Source organism: Chryseobacterium gregarium DSM 19109, assembly GCF_000430845.1.
GTDB lineage: Bacteria > Bacteroidota > Bacteroidia > Flavobacteriales > Weeksellaceae > Chryseobacterium > Chryseobacterium gregarium.
In genome coordinates, this window is the sequence record NZ_AUMU01000006.1 from 248,210 (window position 1) to 266,312 (window position 18,103).

At 41.6% G+C, this 18,103-nt stretch carries 11 protein-coding genes; 10 read left to right on the forward strand and 1 reads right to left on the reverse strand.

Annotation, left to right across the window (positions count from 1 at the left end):
• Nucleotides 1-105: 105 nt before the first annotated feature.
• The gene (metG, locus tag H561_RS0107925; RefSeq protein WP_027386510.1) at nucleotides 106-2,142 is read right to left on the reverse strand and encodes a methionine--tRNA ligase; all 2,037 of its coding nucleotides are present in this window, start codon (nucleotides 2,140-2,142) and stop codon (nucleotides 106-108) included.
• Between the two features lie 327 nt (nucleotides 2,143-2,469).
• On the opposite strand from metG, the gene H561_RS0107930 reads away from it, so the two are divergent.
• The 10 genes from H561_RS0107930 to H561_RS0107975 all read left to right on the forward strand — a co-directional run bounded on the left by H561_RS0107930 (nucleotide 2,470) and on the right by H561_RS0107975 (nucleotide 18,076).
• Nucleotides 2,470-5,205 carry a SusC/RagA family TonB-linked outer membrane protein gene (locus H561_RS0107930; RefSeq protein WP_027386511.1) on the forward strand — a complete coding sequence of 912 codons (2,736 nt, stop codon included), beginning with the start codon at nucleotides 2,470-2,472 and terminating at the stop codon, nucleotides 5,203-5,205.
• A gap of 5 nt (nucleotides 5,206-5,210) precedes the next feature.
• Nucleotides 5,211-6,809, forward strand: coding sequence for a RagB/SusD family nutrient uptake outer membrane protein (locus tag H561_RS0107935; protein ID WP_027386512.1), 1,599 nt, complete (start codon nucleotides 5,211-5,213; stop codon nucleotides 6,807-6,809).
• Nucleotides 6,810-6,826: 17 nt separating this feature from the next.
• Nucleotides 6,827-7,900 carry a SusE domain-containing protein gene (locus tag H561_RS0107940; RefSeq protein WP_027386513.1) on the forward strand — a complete coding sequence of 358 codons (1,074 nt, stop codon included), beginning with the start codon at nucleotides 6,827-6,829 and terminating at the stop codon, nucleotides 7,898-7,900.
• Nucleotides 7,901-7,994: 94 nt separating this feature from the next.
• Nucleotides 7,995-10,154: a glycoside hydrolase family 97 protein gene (locus H561_RS0107945; RefSeq protein WP_027386514.1), complete on the forward strand. Its 2,160-nt coding sequence runs from the start codon at nucleotides 7,995-7,997 to the stop codon at nucleotides 10,152-10,154.
• A 79-nt stretch (nucleotides 10,155-10,233) separates the two neighbouring features.
• On the forward strand, nucleotides 10,234-11,226 hold the full coding sequence (locus H561_RS0107950) for a bile acid:sodium symporter (protein WP_394330846.1): 993 nt from the start codon (nucleotides 10,234-10,236) through the stop codon (nucleotides 11,224-11,226).
• Nucleotides 11,227-11,252: 26 nt separating this feature from the next.
• Nucleotides 11,253-13,172 (forward strand): glycoside hydrolase family 13 protein, encoded by a 1,920-nt coding sequence (locus H561_RS22265; protein WP_051349336.1) that lies wholly within the window; start codon nucleotides 11,253-11,255, stop codon nucleotides 13,170-13,172.
• Nucleotides 13,173-13,318: 146 nt separating this feature from the next.
• Nucleotides 13,319-13,834 (forward strand): nuclear transport factor 2 family protein, encoded by a 516-nt coding sequence (locus H561_RS0107960; RefSeq protein WP_027386516.1) that lies wholly within the window; start codon nucleotides 13,319-13,321, stop codon nucleotides 13,832-13,834.
• Nucleotides 13,834-15,243: an MFS transporter gene (locus H561_RS0107965; protein ID WP_034761652.1), complete on the forward strand. Its 1,410-nt coding sequence runs from the start codon at nucleotides 13,834-13,836 to the stop codon at nucleotides 15,241-15,243. Before H561_RS0107960 ends, H561_RS0107965 begins: the two co-directional genes overlap by 1 nt.
• A gap of 134 nt (nucleotides 15,244-15,377) precedes the next feature.
• Nucleotides 15,378-16,913 carry a GMC oxidoreductase gene (locus H561_RS0107970; protein WP_034761655.1) on the forward strand — a complete coding sequence of 512 codons (1,536 nt, stop codon included), beginning with the start codon at nucleotides 15,378-15,380 and terminating at the stop codon, nucleotides 16,911-16,913.
• Complete coding sequence (locus tag H561_RS0107975; protein WP_027386519.1) at nucleotides 16,910-18,076, forward strand: MFS transporter; 1,167 nt, start codon at nucleotides 16,910-16,912, stop codon at nucleotides 18,074-18,076. The genes H561_RS0107970 and H561_RS0107975 overlap by 4 nt, the downstream gene beginning before the upstream one ends.
• The last annotated feature ends 27 nt before the right edge of the window (nucleotides 18,077-18,103 follow it).

The following is an 18,103-nucleotide window of genomic DNA, read 5'->3' on the forward strand; positions in this document are numbered from 1 at the left end:
TTTTAAGATGGATGAGATTGCTTCGTCGCTGCACTTCTCGTAATGACACTGAAAGCAAAAAGACACATCGAGCGATGTGTCTTTAATTTATTAAGAATATTTAAATTATCCGATCTCGATACCGTTTTCCACATTGCTGTCATCCGGTGTCACGAATGATAATTTTCCATCCGGTTTTGTCGTTAACAACAGCATCCCCTGGGATTCAATCCCCCTTATTTTTCTCGGTGCCAGGTTGAGAAGGATCATCACCTGCTTCCCGATCACTTCTTCAGCGGTAAAGCTTTCTGCGATTCCTGAAACCACGGTTCTTACGTCCACGCCCGTATCTACTTTCAGCTTTAATAATTTATCTGCTTTTTCCACTTTTTCAGCTTCGATGATCGTTGCCGTTCTTAAGTCGATTTTCGTAAAATCATCAAAGGTGATTTCTTCTTTCATGGGGTTGGCGTTAGGATTGGTTTTTTTATTGTTCTGTTTGGTGTTTTCCAGTTTCTGGATCTGGGCTTCGATCACATCGTCTTCGATTTTTGAGAACAGAAGGGATGATTCATTGATGGTATGTCCGGTTTCTATTAAAACGTTTTGAGTTTCAACATCGCTCCAGCTCAGTTCCTGAACATTGAACATCTTCAGTAATTTTTCCGAGCTGAACGGCATAAACGGCTCGCACAGCTGGGCCAGGGCCACAGCAATCTGGGCACCGACAAATAAGGAACCGGCTGCTTTTTCAGGGTTGTCCTTAATGGTCTTCCAGGGCTCTTCCGCCTGAAGATATTGGTTTCCGAAACGGGCCAGATTCATTAACGCCGTTAAAGCATTCCTAAATTCATAATTGTTCAGGAAGATTGAAATTTCATTGGCTGCCTTATTAATTTCCTGCAACTCCGGGGCATTAACATCACCTTGCGGAACCACGCCGTCATAATATTTATGGATCAGCACCGCCACCCGGTTGATGAAGTTTCCGAAAATCCCTACGAGCTCCGAATTATTCTTGGTCTGGAAATCTTTCCAGGTAAAATTATTATCTTTTGTCTCCGGAGCGGATGATAAAAGGGCATACCGTAACACATCCTGCTGTCCCGGGAAGTCCTCCACATATTCATGCGCCCAGACTGCCCAGTTTCTGGAGGTTGAGATTTTATCGTTTTCCAGATTCAGGAATTCAAAAGCCGGAACATTGTCGGGCATAATGAAATTCCCGTGGGCTTTCATCATCGCAGGAAAAATAATACAGTGGAATACGATATTATCTTTACCGATAAAATGGACCAGATCGCTGTCTTCACTCTGCCAGTAATCTTTCCAGTCTTTCCCGTTTTTCTCTGCCCATTCCTTGGTAAAGGAAATATAACCGATCGGGGCATCAAACCATACATACAGCACTTTCCCTTCGGCACCCGGCAGCGGAACCGGAACGCCCCAGTTAAGGTCGCGGGTCATGGCACGAGGCTTCAGGCCGTCATTCAGCCATGATTTTACCTGTCCGTATACGTTGGGTTTCCAGTCGTCTTTATGGCCTTCAATAATCCATTCATTCAGGAAATCTTCATACTCATTCAATGGAAGGTACCAGTTCTTGGTTTCCTTGAGAATCGGGACATTGCCGCTCAGCATCGATTTCGGGTTGATCAGCTCCGAAGGCGACAGGGTAGAGCCGCACCTTTCGCACTGGTCGCCGTACGCATTTTCATTGCCGCAGTTCGGGCATGTTCCCACGATATAGCGGTCTGCCAAGAATTCATTCGCCTGCTCATCAAAATACTGTTCGGAAACTTCTTCGGTGAATTTTCCTTTGTCATACAGTACTTTGAAGAAGTCCTGGCTGGTTTCGTAATGTTTTTCAGATGTCGTCCTGGAATATTCGTCAAACGAAATCCCTAAGTCGGAAAATGATTTTTTAATGATTTCATGATACTTATCCACAATATCCTGAGGCATGACCCCTTCTTTTTTGGCCCTGATGGTAATGGGGATCCCATGTTCATCTGAACCGCAGATAAAGGCTACGTCTTTTCCTGATCTTCTCTGAAATCTTGCATACACATCCGCAGGAATATACACCCCTGCCAAATGCCCTATGTGAACCGGACCGTTGGCGTAAGGCAACGCCGCCGTAATCATCTTTCTGTCTGACATCGTATTGTAAAGTTTTATACGCAAAGATAATGAATATCTGCGGAATTCCTGTGCCTTAAAAATTAATGGTTTTTAGTCTACGGAGACAATGGGCTATGTCATTAAGTTAAACATAAGTTTAACTTTTTATTAAATAATTATAGTGTTATGTTAAGCATATTTTAATTCAAACACCTGGAATTGAATATAATAAGTTGGAAAATATATCAATCTACACAATTTTAACTTAATTTATAATAAAATTAACATAATTCTAATTTTTTTTTAAATTGCAGGGACTGGCTGATGCCGGGATGATTGATAAAGAAACTATATAAAAATAATATTGTGAAGAATTTTACAACGGTATTAAAAATTGCGCCGGCCTTCTTACTGGCCAGCACAATGATTCATGCGCAGACCGACTCTACGACCAAGGAGAAAAAAATTGAGGAGGTGGTACTGATTGGGTATGGAAAACAGAAAAAAACTGATTTGACGGGATCTATCTCTTCTATCAGTTCTAAAGACTTTAATGGAGGTGCGTCAACAGCAGATCAACTCATTGTTGGTAAAACCCCAGGAGTGCAAATTACAGGAAATAGCGGAGCTCCGGGTTCGGGCTCTACCATAAGAGTACGTGGTGGATCTTCATTTATCAATAATGATCCTCTTATCGTAATTGACGGTGTGCCTATTGATTATAACAGTTTAAGCGGCGCCACAAATCCTCTGTCATTAATCAATCCTAATGATATTGAAACTTTTGATATTTTGAAGGACGCTTCTTCTGCGGCAATCTATGGAAACAGAGCTTCAAACGGGGTAATTCTAATTACAACTAAAAAAGGATCATCCGGAAAATTCAGGGTTAATTTTAATACAAATTTTTCTGTTTCAACAAAAATGGGAATTGTTGATGTGTTGGATGGTGGCCAATTCAGAGGTTTTGTTAATACCTATGGAACAGATCAGCAAAAAGCCCTTTTGGGAACATCAGATACGAACTGGCAGGATCTTATTTATCAACAAGCCTGGGGAACAGATAATAATGTGGCTTTCTCAGGTGGAGTAAAAGGTCTGCCTTACAGGGTTTCTCTAGGATACAATGAACAGAATGGTATTGTAAGAACCAATGAGTTTAGAAGAACTTCGTTAGGCCTGAATTTCTCACCTAAATTTTTAGATAATCATTTAACTGTAAATGGTAATTTTAAAGGGACCTTTAGTGAAAACAGATTCCCTGATACGGGTGCCATTGGTGCTTCTATTTATTTTGATCCAACGCAACCTGTTTACTCCGGGAATTCAAATTATGGAGGATATTATGAATGGCTGGATGCTCAAAACACTGTTACAGGATTAAATGTGAACGGTACAAGGAATCCACTAGGATTGTTGTATGGTAAAAGGGATATATCATCTGTATTCAGAATTATACCAAGCTTACAGTTAGATTATAAATTTCATTTTTTACCCGATTTAAGATTAAATATTACAGGATCCTATGATTATGCAAAAAGTGATGGTTCTGTAAATGTATCCAGAGATTTTGCTTCAGGGATTGGTACATTGGGTTCTTACAGATCCTATTCACAAGAAATTAAGAGTAAACTATTTGAATCTTATCTAAATTATGCTAAAAAGATTGATCCGATAAATACGACAGTTGACATTATAGGTGGTTATTCGTATCAAGATACACGTTCGATAACTCCGGAGGCTCCAACATATTATGGAAATGGTCAGAAAACGGATTTTTCATTGCCAGGTGATGACAGAAAAACATTATTATCATTTTATGCGAGAGGTATATTCACTATCGCAGACAGATATATTATTAATGGTTCGATCAGAAGAGACGGCTCTTCTACTTTCTGGAACAGTAAAGACAAAGATCAGCTTTGGGGAAATTTCCCAGCAGTATCTATTGCATGGAAACTTAATGAGGAAAGCTTCCTGAAAAATATAACTACCATCAATTCTCTGAAAATAAGAGCAGGTTGGGGTAAAACTGGACAGCAGGAAACGGGTAAATTTTTCCCCGCTTTCGGTTCTTATTCTTATAGTAACAGCAGTACAGCGCAATATCAGTTTGGACAAAATTTTTATACTTTGCTTCGTCCGGATGTTTATAATCCTAATCTTGTATGGGAAACAACGACAACGAAAAATATAGGACTGGATTTTGGCATTTTAAATAATAGAATTAACGGTTCAGTAGATTATTTTGATAAAAAATCTGAGAATTTAATTGCCAAGGTTCCTACCTGGGCCGGAGATTTGAGTAATTTTAATATTAAAAATGTAGGAGTGATAGCAAATAAAGGTATCGAAGCCAATTTGAATATTATTCCTATAAAAAATGACAATTTGACTTGGAATTTAAATTTTAATGCAACAAGATTTAACCCTAAAGTAAACAGCTTATCGGAATATGTAGCTGCGTCATATAAAATTGATGCAGGAACCATTTCCGGTATCAATAACTACATTCAGGCGATTACTGTAGGCCAGCCATTAAACTCATTCTTCGTATATCAGCAGGTTTACGATACTAATGGTAAACCAATTGAAAATCTATATGTAGACCGAAATGGTGATGGTGTACAAAATGAAGCAGATAAATACTTCTACAAATCACCTACACCAGATGTGATCTTAGGATTTTCAACAAAAGTAAATTTTAAAAAGTGGGAAATTGCCACCTCACTTCGAGCAATTTTAGGAAACTATGTATATAATAATTCCGGTTCTAACAGCTCTATTGCAAATATTCAGAATAATAATTTTTTAAGTAATACGAACTCAAGTGTTCTTTATACTCAGTTTACAGCCACACAATTGTTTTCAGACATGTTTATAGAAGACGCCTCTTTCTTAAGAATGGACAATTTTACCATTGCATATAATGCAGGTGAATTTATGGGCAAAGGCACCAATCTTAGAGTAAATGCGATGGCACAGAACGTATTTGTGATTACCAAATATAAAGGTATTGACCCTGAAGTTTTTGGCGGTATCGACAATGGTTTTTACCAAAGGCCAAAAGTATATTCGGTAGGTTTTAACTTTCAATTTTAATTAACATGAAAAATAGATATTTATATAAAAAATTAATTATCGGTTCTATTATTTTAGGAACCTTGATATCAGCCGGATCTTGTACATCTGATCTGGAAAGAGAACCCACTTTAGGTCTTACATCAACTGTACTATACAAAGATTTTAATAATTATAAACCTGCATTAGGTAAAATTTATGCAGGTCTAGCAATAGGAGGTCAGGGAGATCAGAATAATGGTGACGGCAATACAGATATAGGAGGTATTGATGGCGGATTTTCTAATTATCTTCGCCAGATGTACAGTCTGCAGGTGCTTACCACTGATGAAGCGGTCATTGCCTGGGCAGATGCCGGTTTACCGGAAATGCACAACATGACCTGGAATGCATCAAACCCTTTTGTAGCGGCAATATATTATAGAATTTTTAATGTGATTGCAGTAAGCAATGAATTTATTAAAAATACAACTGATGAAAAACTTTCATCTAACGGAATCTCAGGTAATAATCTTACAGAAGCAAAATATATGCATGCAGAAGCTCGATTTTTACGGGCTCAATCTTATTATCATGCTTTAGATCTTTTTGGAAATGTACCCAATGTCACCGAAAATACAGAAATTATCGCCAGTCCACCACCAAGAATTGTGAGAGCAGAATTATTCAAGTATGTTGAAGCTGAACTTCTGGCTTGTGCCAATGATTTGAAAGATGCTAAAACGAACGAATATGGTAGAGCAGATAAAGCTGCTGCATGGGCATTGTTGGCAAGATTATATCTGAATGCACAAGTGTATACTGGTACAGCAAGATATACAGATTGCATTACTTACTGTAACAAAGTGATTAATGCAGGGTATGCTTTAAAGTCAAATTACGGATCTCTGTTTATGGCTGATAATAATCTGAATAACCCAGAAGTTATTTTATCAGTAAACTATGACGGGACGAGCACCAGAACTTACGGAGGTTCAACATTTATGGTACATGCTGCTATAGGAGGCTCTATGCCTGCTGCCCAATTCGGAGTCAATGGTGGCTGGGGAGGTTTAAGAACGACAAAATCTTTTGTTAATCTTTTCTCAGGTTCACCAAATGATCAGAGAGGAAATTTTTATACAAACGGACAAAACCTGGAAATTAATAATTTAGCCTCTTTTACAGATGGCTATGCTTTTATCAAGTATAAGAATATTAAATATGTCAATAATGCACCAGGTTCTGATGCTGCCGGTAATTTTGTAGATGCAGACATTCCCTTATACCGTTTGGCTGATATTTATTTAATGTATGGTGAGGCTGTTACCCGAGGCGGCAATGGTGGTAATGTAGCCACAGCATTAGGATATGTAAATGCTCTAAGAACACGAGCAGGAGCTAATAATGTTTCAACAGTAAATACAGACTTTTTCTTAGATGAAAGAGCAAGAGAATTGTCTTGGGAAGCAACCAGAAGAACCGACCTTATAAGATACGGAAAGTTTACGTCGGCTTCTTATCTATGGCCTTGGAAGGGCGGTGTAAAAGACGGAAAATCGGTAGAAGAATATAGAAATCTATTCCCTATTCCGGCTAATGATATTGTAGCCAATCCTAATTTGATTCAAAATCCTGGATATTAATTTTTAACAGTATTCAAATGAAAAATTTACTTAAAATATTAGCAATTACCATTATTGGTTTTTTTATAATTTCTTGTGAAAAAGATGAAGACCAGGCGATCGTTACTGAAATTACCAGAAGTACAACGACACTTAGCAAAACAACACTTGTTTTAGATAAAGATAATCCTGATGCTTCTGCATTGTCTGTTAACTGGAGCAAGTCAAAATTTGATGTTGCTGTCGTTTCGACGCAGCAGCTGCAGTTCGGGCTTAAAGGAAAGAATTTCACAGGTGCTTCCAACATAGAGGCGGTAAGTTCTCCTATTACCCTTACTAACAAACAAGTAAATGATATTGCGTTTGCTTTAGGTGCTTCACCAAATGTTGTGGCACAGATTGAAGTTAGGCTGAAAACAATGATTGGTTCGGCGGCTTTTTATTCAGATATAACAACGTTGTCTGTTACTCCATATCTCTTAGGCCCGGTATACAACTTTACAGATCTATATCTAATTGGTGATGCCACTGCCGGTGGATGGACAAATGAAGCTACAAATGATAAAATTTATCCATTATTGAAATCTGCTTCCGGAAATATCTACACATACACAGGTTATTTTGCAATCGGGGGATTTAAAATTATCAAGAGTCCCGGAAGCTGGGACACCCAGTATGGCACAGGTTCGTCTACAGGTAGTTTGAGTACAGGCGGAGGTTCTGGGAATATTACTGTAGCAGCATCAGGATATTATAAATTAACTATCAATACATCAGCACTGACTTATACAATAACAGCAATTACACCGCCTACACTAACCTATAATTTTATCTCGATGATTGGGACTGCATCTGGTAACTGGAGTACAGACGTAGATTTGCAAAAGTCAACTTTTGATCCGCATGTTTGGGTTAAGAAGAATGTAATGCTGAATTCGGGAGAATTTAAATTCAGAGCTAATCATGATTGGGCAACAGGTTGGGGAGTTGCCGAAGAATTTTTTGGAATAGCAACTACCAGTGGAGGAAATATTCCGCTTACAACTTCTTTCCATTACGATATTTATTTTAATGATATTACAGGCGCTTATTCTGCAATTCCCGTTTATTAGTAATTAAGATCAATATTGATTAAAATTGAATTATATAGCAAAGTGTTGCTTTTGAGCAGCACTTTTTTTATTTTTAAAACTTATAAGAGTCATTATGAAGAAAATTACCATGGGAGCAGTGCTGTTCTCGATGATGTTTGCAGGGGTTAACGCACAGACGTTACAGTCGCCGGACGGAAAGTTTGAAATGAACTTTCAGCTGAAGCAGGGTGTTCCGTATTACAGTTTAAAATACAACGGGGCCGTAGTGGTGGAAGATTCAAAGCTGGGATTGAGGTTATTTAAAGATACCTCCATTAAGTTCGCTTCTGAAATAGCAAAACCGGAAGATGTAAAATTTGATCTTAACAACGGTTTCACAAAAACGGATGAAAAAAGAGATTCCAAAAACGAAACGTGGCAGCCGGTTTTGGGTGAAAAGAAAAACTATATCAATCACTATAATGAACTAGCGGTTACTTTACATCAGGATACAACGGACCGGAATATTATTGTAAAATTCAGGCTATTTAATGACGGACTTGGATTCAGATATGAATTCCCGCAGCAGAAAAACCTGAACTATTTTGTGATCCGTGAAGAAGATTCTGAAATCGATTTAACCAGCGATATGAAAGCCTGGTGGATGGTGGCAGACTATGATTCCCAGGAATACCAGTATCAGGAAACCAAAATCTCCGAAATTCCGGCACGATGGCCGAAAGCGGCAGATGCCAACGCTTCCCAGACCCTGATCAAAAATGCGGTTCAGTCGCCGCTGATGCTTAAAAAAGAAGGCAAACAACCGTTATACATCAACCTGGCGGAAGCCGCAGTCCTGGATTATCCGGCTTCTCACTTAGAGGTGGATGCACAAAACTTTAAGTTTAAAACCCACCTCACGGCAGACCGTCAGGGAGCCAAAGGATATATGCAGACGCCTTCCGTAACGCCGTGGAGAACCATTATCGTGGCTCCGAAAGCGGAAGAAGTTATGGATTCAAAGATGATTTTCAACCTGAACGAACCTACAAAATATACCGATACCTCTTACATTCACCCGACCAAATACATGGGCGTCTGGTGGGAAATGATCATCGGGAAATCCCAGTGGGCCTACGGGCAGCCGGAATCCAATGTGCGTTTAGGCCAGACCGATTTTACCAAGCTTACGCCCAACGGAAAACACGGTGCCAATAATACCAAAGTAAAGGAATACATCGACTTCGCCGCTGAAAACGGTTTCCAGGGATTGCTGATCGAGGGCTGGAATATCGGTTGGGAAGACTGGTTCGGGCGTTCGAAAGAATACGTTTTTGATTTCATTACGCCCTATCCGGATTTCGATATCAAAATGCTGAACGAATATGCGCATTCCAAAGGCATCAAGCTGATCATGCACCACGAAACTTCAGGTTCTGCCACCAACTATGAAAGATGGTCGGATAAGGCATTCCAGCTGATGAATAAATACGGCTACGATGCCGTGAAAACAGGATACGTGGGAGATGTGATTCCGAGAGGGGAACACCATTATTCCCAATGGATGATCAATCATTATTACAGGATTGCGGAAAAAGCCAATGAATATAAAATCATGGTCAATTCCCACGAGTCGGTTCGTCCGACCGGGGAAAGCCGTACCTATCCGAATTACATTTCTGCTGAAGCCGCCCGCGGAACCGAATACGAGGCATTTGGCGGAAACAATCCGGACCATCAGACCATTCTTCCGTTTACAAGGTGGATGGGCGGTTCGATGGATTATACCCCGGGGATTTTCCAGACCAAACTGGATTACTACTTTCCGGGTGATACACGTTTCGTAAAAACCACGCTGGCCAAACAGCTGGCCCTGTATGTAACCATGTACATGCCGCTGCAGATGGCCGCCGATTTACCGGAAAACTACAGGAAGCACATGGATGCCTTCCAGTTTATCAAAGATGTCGCTGCAGACTGGGACGACACCAAAATCCTGTCGGCAGAACCCGGAGATTATGTAGTGACGGCCAGAAAAGCCAAAGGAACGGAAAACTGGTTTGTGGGTGGAATTACCGATGAAAACAAGCGTGACTACACATTGGATTTCTCTTTCCTGGACAAAGGGAAAAAGTATGAAGCAACAATCTATGAAGACGGAAAGGATGCAGACTACGTCAATAATCCTCAGAGTTATAACATCTATAAAAAGAAGATTACAAGCAGATCCAAAATCAATATGAAAATGGTACGCAGCGGTGGTTTCGCGATCTCAATTAAGCCTGTACAGTAAATAATATTTTCTTAACTTTATCATCCTTAAAGGTTTTGCCTTTAAGGATTTTTATTTTTCGAATAAATATCTTTTAATGATGTTGATAACTAAAATGTTTAGCAGGCAGAATCTTTTTCTTTTCTTGCTGGCCGTGATGGTGCTGATGGCAAAGCTTTTCCCGTATCACGAATCCTATAACCAATACTTTAACCTTTCCGCTTTTATAGACTGGGGCATTGCCGGGATCTTCCTGCTGTATGGTCTTAAGCTGGATTTAAAAGAAGTGGTGAAAGATATTACGAACTGGAAGCTGCATGTGCTCATTCAGTCAGGTACTTTTCTTCTGTTCCCGTTGCTGGCACTGCTGTTCTATCCCTTGGTGAAAGATTCAGGGTATGTGAGCATCTGGCTTTCCGTATTTTTTCTGGCATGCCTGCCATCCACCGTTTCATCTTCGGTGGTGATGGTTTCCATTGCTAAAGGCAATGTGACTTCGGCAATTTTCAATGCTTCCATTTCGGGACTGATAGGAATTGTCATGACCCCATTGCTGATGAGCTTTTTCCTGGTTCCGGCCGAAGACTCCGGCCATCAGGGGGAAATCATACAGCAGCTGCTGATCAAAGTATTGCTGCCGATTATCCTGGGAATCCTGCTGAATCCCGTTTTCAAAAAATGGGTAACCCGGTACTCCTCAGCCATTGCGGAATTTGACCGGCTGATTATCCTGCTGATTGTCTATGAAAGTTTTTCCACGGCTTTCATAGAAAATATCTTCGCTTCAGTACCTGCTTTGGTATTCCTGATCTTGGCGCTCAGTGTGGTATTCCTGTTTTTTGCGGTGTACCATATCCTGACATTCACAGCCCGGAAAATGAATTTTAAAACTGAAGACCGGATCACGGCCACCTTCTGCGGTTCCAAAAAATCCCTGGTCCACGGCAGCCTGTTCCTTTTGGTTCTGGGAATTCCGGATGATCAGAAAGTGCTGTTTCTGCTGCCGGTGATGATTTACCACAGCTTCCAGCTGTTCTACGTAAGCTGGCTGGCCAATAAAATAGCAAAAAAAACCCCCGATGTTGAAGGATAAGAATCTATTTGATTATCTTTAAATGTATGAAAAAAATATATGTAATTTTTGCGTGTACCGTTGCGTCCGCCACCTTTTCCCAGACCAAAACCCTGGAAAAAGTTGAACCGGCTTTCTGGTGGAAAGGGATGAAGAATCCCGAGCTTCAGATTCTGGTGTACGGAAAGGATATTGCGGATCAGGAAATTGAGCTTTCAGACGGAGTGAAAATCAGCAATATCCAAAAGGTTGAAAACCCGAACTATGTGTTCATTACGGTAAATACCAATGAAGTCAGTTTTCCGAAATTTAAGATCACGACAAAGAAAGGAAGAAAAAATACAGGTTCTTATACCTATGAGCTGAAAGAGAGAAGCCCGGGTTCTGCAGCCCGCGGATCATTCACTTCAAAAGATGTCATGTATCTCATCATGCCCGACCGTTTTGCCAACGGCGATGAAAAAAATGATTCAAGGCCGGAGCTTACCGAAAAAGCCAACCGCAGCCTTCCCAACGGACGGCATGGCGGAGACCTGCGCGGCATTATCAATCACCTCGATTATATTCAGGATCTGGGTGCCACAGCGGTCTGGCTGACCCCGGTAAACGAAGATAATGAAAAAGTGTATTCCTACCATGGCTATGCCCAGACCGACCTCTATAAAATCGACGGCCGTTACGGAACCAATGAAGACTACCGTGAACTTTCCCGTGAACTCAATAAAAGGAATATGAAGCTGGTGATGGATTATGTCACCAACCACTGGGGGATTTCACACTGGATCATCAAAGATTTACCCACAAAAGACTGGATTCATTGGTTTAATGGTGGTGAAAATGGATTTAAACGTTCCAACTACAAAATCACTTCACAATTTGATCCAAATGCTTCCCAAGTTGACAAAACAATTGCATTAGATGGCTGGTTTGATACTTCGATGCCCGATATTAATCAAAGTAATCCTTTAGTATTGAAATATTTAACCCAAAATGCCATCTGGTGGATTGAATATGCGGAACTCGGAGGTTTCCGGGTAGATACTTATCCGTACAATGACAAGGAAGCCATGGCAAAATGGGCAAAAGCAATCACTGATGAATATCCGAAATTCAACATTGTCGGGGAGACATGGTTGAGCACTGCCGGGCAAATTTCTGCTTGGCAAAAGGATTCTAAGACAGGAGAAGCCGCAAATTACAATTCAAATCTCCCATCTGTAATGGATTTTCAGCTGTATGATGAACTTCCGAAAGCCATTAAGGAAAAAGAAGGCTGGAATAACGGAATGAACAGACTCTACAACAGCTTCACTGATGATTTCCTGTATCCGGACATCAACAATCTTCTTGTATTCTTTGAAAATCACGATACCGAAAGATGGAATGAAATGTTTAATAATGATCCGAAGGCTTACAAACTCGCAATGGCAATCATCGCAACCGTTCGCGGAATTCCTCAAATTTACTACGGAACCGAAATCGGAATGCGTGGGGATAAAAACAAAGGCGGTGATGCGGACATCCGGAGAGATTTTCCGGGCGGCTGGAAGTCTGACAAACAAAATGCTTTTAAAATAGCTTCACAAACTGCCGAGCAGAAGGAGTTTCATTACTTCACACAGAAATTATTAAACTGGAGAAAAGGCAAAGAGGTGGTCCACACGGGAAAAACTAAAAATTTTGTTCCTCAGAATAATGTTTTTGTATATTTTAGATATAATGAAAATGAAAGTGTAATGGTAGTTTTGAATAATAGCGAAAAAGAAGAAACTTTAGACCTCAAATATTTTGACGAATCACTTAAAGGATTTTATTCAGGAACTGATGTTATCTCTGAGAAAGAAATTATATTGGATAAAACTTTAGCAATTCCAGCAAAGTCACCTTTAATTTTAGAATTGAATGAGTATTTAGGCGAAGTGAATATCTTACCTCATAAAAAAACAAATCAAAACATAAGCAGATAAGCGGTCATAATATTTTTAATTCTCCTTTTAAACTTCTATGGTTATTTAAAAAATCACCCAAATAGTTTCATATATTTCATAAATCATCAGTGTCATGGGTGAAACAAATGAGTGCTTTTTGTGCTTATAGAAAAAAATAAATTAACATGAAAAAAATAACAATCATTTTTACAATTTTCTTGTTTGTCCTCAGTTTTACAACCCTCTCAGCGCAAACAAAATTTGAAAAAGAAAAGGCAGCAATTTCCACAATGCTCGATGCCTTTAATATGGCAGCCGCAAAAGCGGATTTCAATACCTACTTCAGTTATTTCGCCGAAGAATCTTCCTTTATCGGAACGGATGCTTCTGAAGTCTGGGACAAGCAGGCATTCAAAGTCTGGGCTAAGCCTTATTTTGAAAAAAAAACCACATGGAACTTTACGTCCCTGAAAAGGAATATCTATTTCAGCAAAGACGGTAAGATGGCCTGGTTTGACGAGTTGTTGGATACCCAGATGAAGATCTGCCGCGGTTCAGGGGTGCTGGAAAAAATCAGCGGGCAATGGAAAATCAGGCAGTATGTGCTTTCCATGACTGTCCCTAATGAGGTGGTGGATCAGGTCGTGGCCGAAAAGACACCGATTGAAGATGTGATGATTCAAAAATTAAAAACAAAATAATGGAAGGTAGATATATTTCAAGCGAGATTACCGGAAGAAAGAAACCGAATCTTTCCATGGCTCAGATCATTAACATGAGCATGGGGTTTCTGGGTATCCAGATGGCTTTCGGTCTGCAAAACGGAAACGCAAGCCGTATCTTGGCGAATTTCGGAGCTGATGTCCATGAGCTGTCGTGGTTCTGGCTGGTCGCTCCGGTTACCGGACTGATCGTTCAGCCGATTATCGGTCATTTGGGAGACAATACCTGGAGTCCGATGGGAAGGCGTAAACCGTATTTCCTGATCGGAGCTGTTCTATGCGCCATTGGTTTGGTCATGTTGCCGAATGCCGCCTCTGCTACACAGATGATGGCCGCTAACGTATTGCTTCTGGCTGTGATTTTCCTGGCGATGATGGATGCGTCCATTAACGTAGCGATGGAGCCTTTCCGTGCACTGGTGGGAGATATGCTTCCAAAACACCAGGGAACGCTGGGGTTTTCGGTGCAGACTATTTTAATCGGAATCGGGGCCGTGATCGGATCCTATATGCCTGACTGGTTAACGCAGCTGGGGATTTCCAATACCGCACCCGAAGGATTCGTAGCTGATAATGTGATTTATTCCTTTTATGTGGGAGCGCTCCTGCTCCTGCTGACGATCTTGTATACCATTTTCACCACCAAGGAATACTCTCCCCGCGAGTTTGCTGAATTTGCCAATGAGGATCCGGAAACCGTGCATACTTCTAAGTTCTCAGACATCTTTAAGGATTTTGCACGAATCCCGACCCAGATGAAAAGGCTGGGCGCCGTCCAGTTTTTTTCATGGTTCGCCTTGTTTACCATGTGGGTGTTTACCACCAGTGCGCTGGCTACCCATCATTTCGGGCTGTCACCGGAAGACACGCATTCCAAGGCCTTTAATAATGCCGGAGACCTTACCGGAAAGCTGTTCGGGATGTACAATCTCTGGGCCATCCCGTTTGCCTTTCTGCTGACTCCGCTCGCTAAAGCGATAGGGAAGAAACAGACGCATGCCTTAGCTCTTTTATGTGGCGGAATCGGGTTGATTTCCATGTACTTTATAAAAGATATCAACTTACTCTGGATCTCCATGATCGGCCTGGGCTTTGCCTGGGCAAGTATTTTAGCCATGCCCTATGCCATGCTGATTGAAGTCATTCCGCAGAAGAAAATGGGCGTGTATATGGGCATCTTCAACTTCTTTATTGTCATCCCCCAGATTATCAACGGAATTTTCGGAGGGCCTGTGGTCAGCGGGTTTTTTGGGAATTATGCAATGGATTATATTGTAGTTGGAGGTTTATGCATGATCGCAGGAGCCATTATCACCATGGTTTTTATCAGATCAGATGATGAGACCCCGGAAGAAATTGAGGGAGAAATCAGGCAGGTGCACTTCTAAAAATCTGAATCCAATTATATGCAGCCATCCATCACCGGATGGTTTTTTTATTTATACAATCTATCGGAATTTAATTTTTTCTTAAGCTTTTGCGGTATTTAAATCTCTAATTTAGAGGGATCAAATTTCAAAAGATGTATGACATTATCATTATAGGAAGCGGAGCGGGGGGCGCTACGATGGCCTATCAGCTGGCAGACAGCGGAAAGAGAATCCTGATTATCGAAAGAGGAGGCTATGTTCCGGTAGAAAAAGAAAACTGGGATTCCACAGAAGTATTCCGCAAGAACCGGTATACCACAACCGATGAGTGGCTGGATAAGCATGGGAAACCCTTCCGGCCGGGCATGCATTACAATGTAGGCGGAAATACCAAATTCTACGGGGCAGCCTTGTTCAGGTTAAGGGAAGAGGATTTTAAAGAAATACGGCACTACGGAGGTACATCACCGGCATGGCCTATTCAGTATGATGACCTGAAAGATTATTATCTTGAAGCGGAGAAACTGTTTTATGTCCACGGCAAAAGAGGCTCGGATCCTACCGAACCTTTCGATTCGGAACCGTATCCGTACGATGCACTGCCTCATGAACCCCGGATCCAGGAAATTTTTGATGAACTTACCAAATACGGGCTGAAGCCTTTTGAGCTTCCGGTCGGGGTTAATTTTACTCCGCATCCCGCAATCAATGCACCTTATACTTTAGACCGCTTCGACGGGTTCCCTGATGCCGCGGAAAGGAAAGGTGACGCGCATCTCTGTTCATTATCCAGAGCGCTGGAGCATCCCAACGTAGAATTGATGATCAATACAAAGGTCCTGAAACTGATTGCGGATGATGAGGGAAAAAAGGTTTCGGAAGTAATGGTGGAGCAGGACGGGGAAACGAAAACCCTGAAGGCAGGATATGTTGTGCTGTCGGCAGGAGCCATCAACTCCGCGGCTTTGCTGCTGCAGAGCAGAAGTGAAAAATTTCCCGACGGGCTGGCCAATTCCTCCGGCCAGGTAGGAAGAAATTATATGTTCCACCAGAATTCAGCTTTAGTGGCATTGTATAATGAGCCCAATTATACCAAATTCGGAAAAACCTTCGGGATCAATGATTTTTACCATGCCAACAGGGGCTATGAATTTCCACTGGGGCACATCCAGATGCTCGGAAAATCCGATGAGCACCAGATCAGTGCCGACAGTCCGGTTCCCGCACCCGGTTTTACTTTTGAGCTGATGGCTAAACATGCCGTGGATTTCTGGCTCACTTCCGAAGACCTTCCGGATCCTGAAAACAGAGTAACGGTTGAAGAAAACGGACAGATCAGGATCAGCTATACCCACAATAACACCAAAGGCCATGAATTGCTTAAAGATGAGCTCATCAAAGCATTAAAAGCCTCGGGTAAATTCGATTCGTTTTTCTTTAAAGGCATTTATTTCAGCAAAGGAATGGACATTGCCTCACCGGCCCACCAGAACGGGACGACCAGAATGGGGACAGACCCGGAAACTTCAGTGGTAAATCCCTATTGCAAAGCCCACGACCTGGACAATCTGTATATCGTAGACGGCGGATTCTTCGTATCCAGCGGTGCCGTGAATCCGGCACTTACCATTATTGCGATGGCTCTCAGGGTCGGGGAATATCTCAAAACCCATGTTTTAACCTCATGAATTCACCAACGGCGAAAATAGGAATTGTCTTTTTACTGGCTTTTATGACCGGGGTTAATTTTGTGGTTTTCCCTGCTTTGGGAACGGCATTTACCGATTCCTCGGTATTTGCGCTTTCATCATCACAGTTCGGAAACCTTTTTTTGCCTCAGGCAGTTTGTATCATCGTTTCATGCCTTGCTGCTCCCTTTCTCGTTAATAAGTTAGGTCCTAAAATAATACTGGCCATAGGAGTTGCTTTGATGCTGACGGCTACCGCGGGTTTATGGGGAATGCAGTTTCTGATGAATGACAGGGATATGCTGTTTCCTATGCTTATGGTCCTGGTGGCTTTTACCGGTTCCGGTTTCGGCCTTTCGATTACTACACTGAATCCCCTGGCTGCAAGTTTGTTTAAAAACAATCCTTCGTCGGCCATTCTGATCCTGCAGTTTCTGGTAGGATTGGGAACTTCGGCCTCACCGCTGATGATGAACCTGGCAGGCGATGTACACCATTGGATGTATGTCCCCGGAATCATTATTGCCGCCGTAAGCATCATACTGACTGCCTTTTTATTTGTCAGCCTGCCCAAAGAAACGTTTTTTGAGCTTCCCGATCAGTTGCGTATTCCGGTTAAGTTGTGGGCTTTTTTCGGAGTCATTGTATTGTATGGATGTATAGAAGGGACTTTCGGCAGTTTCGGGACGGTTATTCTCAAAAGCAGGGGAGTGGATAATGCCGATGCCAGCCTCGGGCTTTCGTTATTTTGGGGCGGGATAGCCCTTAACCGGCTGCTTTTCGGAATTTTTGCCAGGAAATATGACCTTTCTTTAATCTTTCTTTTATCACCGATGGCTGTGGGACTGATCATCGGGTTGCTGCTGTTTTTCACCGGAGCCGGTATGATGCTCTCGCTGATGTTCCTAGCCGGATTTTTTATGGGAAGCTTGTTTCCGGGTGCTATCGGATGGGGGACCGTAGAATTTCCCACGCTTTCCGTCATGGTTTCAGGCTTCCTGATGGCCACCAACCAGATCGGAACCGGAATCGTGACGAATGTCCTGGGCCGTTTTTCAGACCGGACTTCTTTAATCCTGCAGATCCTTATAGCCCTGTCCGCCATGATCTGTATCTTTCTTTTTGTATTGAAGAAAAATTCAAAAATCAAAGAAGCTTTCTGAAAACCAAATATTTTAATACTGAATCTG

Excerpts from the sequence above, each read along its gene's own strand:
- metG (WP_027386510.1), bottom strand. The coding sequence starts at position 2,142 with ATGTCAGACAGAAAGATGATTACGGCGGCGTTGCCTTACGCCAACGGT.
- H561_RS0107935 (WP_027386512.1), top strand. The coding sequence starts at position 5,211 with ATGAAAAATAGATATTTATATAAAAAATTAATTATCGGTTCTATTATT.
- H561_RS0107940 (WP_027386513.1), top strand. The coding sequence starts at position 6,827 with ATGAAAAATTTACTTAAAATATTAGCAATTACCATTATTGGTTTTTTT.
- H561_RS0107945 (WP_027386514.1), top strand. The coding sequence starts at position 7,995 with ATGAAGAAAATTACCATGGGAGCAGTGCTGTTCTCGATGATGTTTGCA.
- H561_RS0107950 (WP_394330846.1), top strand. The coding sequence starts at position 10,234 with ATGTTGATAACTAAAATGTTTAGCAGGCAGAATCTTTTTCTTTTCTTG.
- H561_RS22265 (WP_051349336.1), top strand. The coding sequence starts at position 11,253 with ATGAAAAAAATATATGTAATTTTTGCGTGTACCGTTGCGTCCGCCACC.
- H561_RS0107960 (WP_027386516.1), top strand. The coding sequence starts at position 13,319 with ATGAAAAAAATAACAATCATTTTTACAATTTTCTTGTTTGTCCTCAGT.
- H561_RS0107965 (WP_034761652.1), top strand. The coding sequence starts at position 13,834 with ATGGAAGGTAGATATATTTCAAGCGAGATTACCGGAAGAAAGAAACCG.
- H561_RS0107970 (WP_034761655.1), top strand. The coding sequence starts at position 15,378 with ATGTATGACATTATCATTATAGGAAGCGGAGCGGGGGGCGCTACGATG.
- H561_RS0107975 (WP_027386519.1), top strand. The coding sequence starts at position 16,910 with ATGAATTCACCAACGGCGAAAATAGGAATTGTCTTTTTACTGGCTTTT.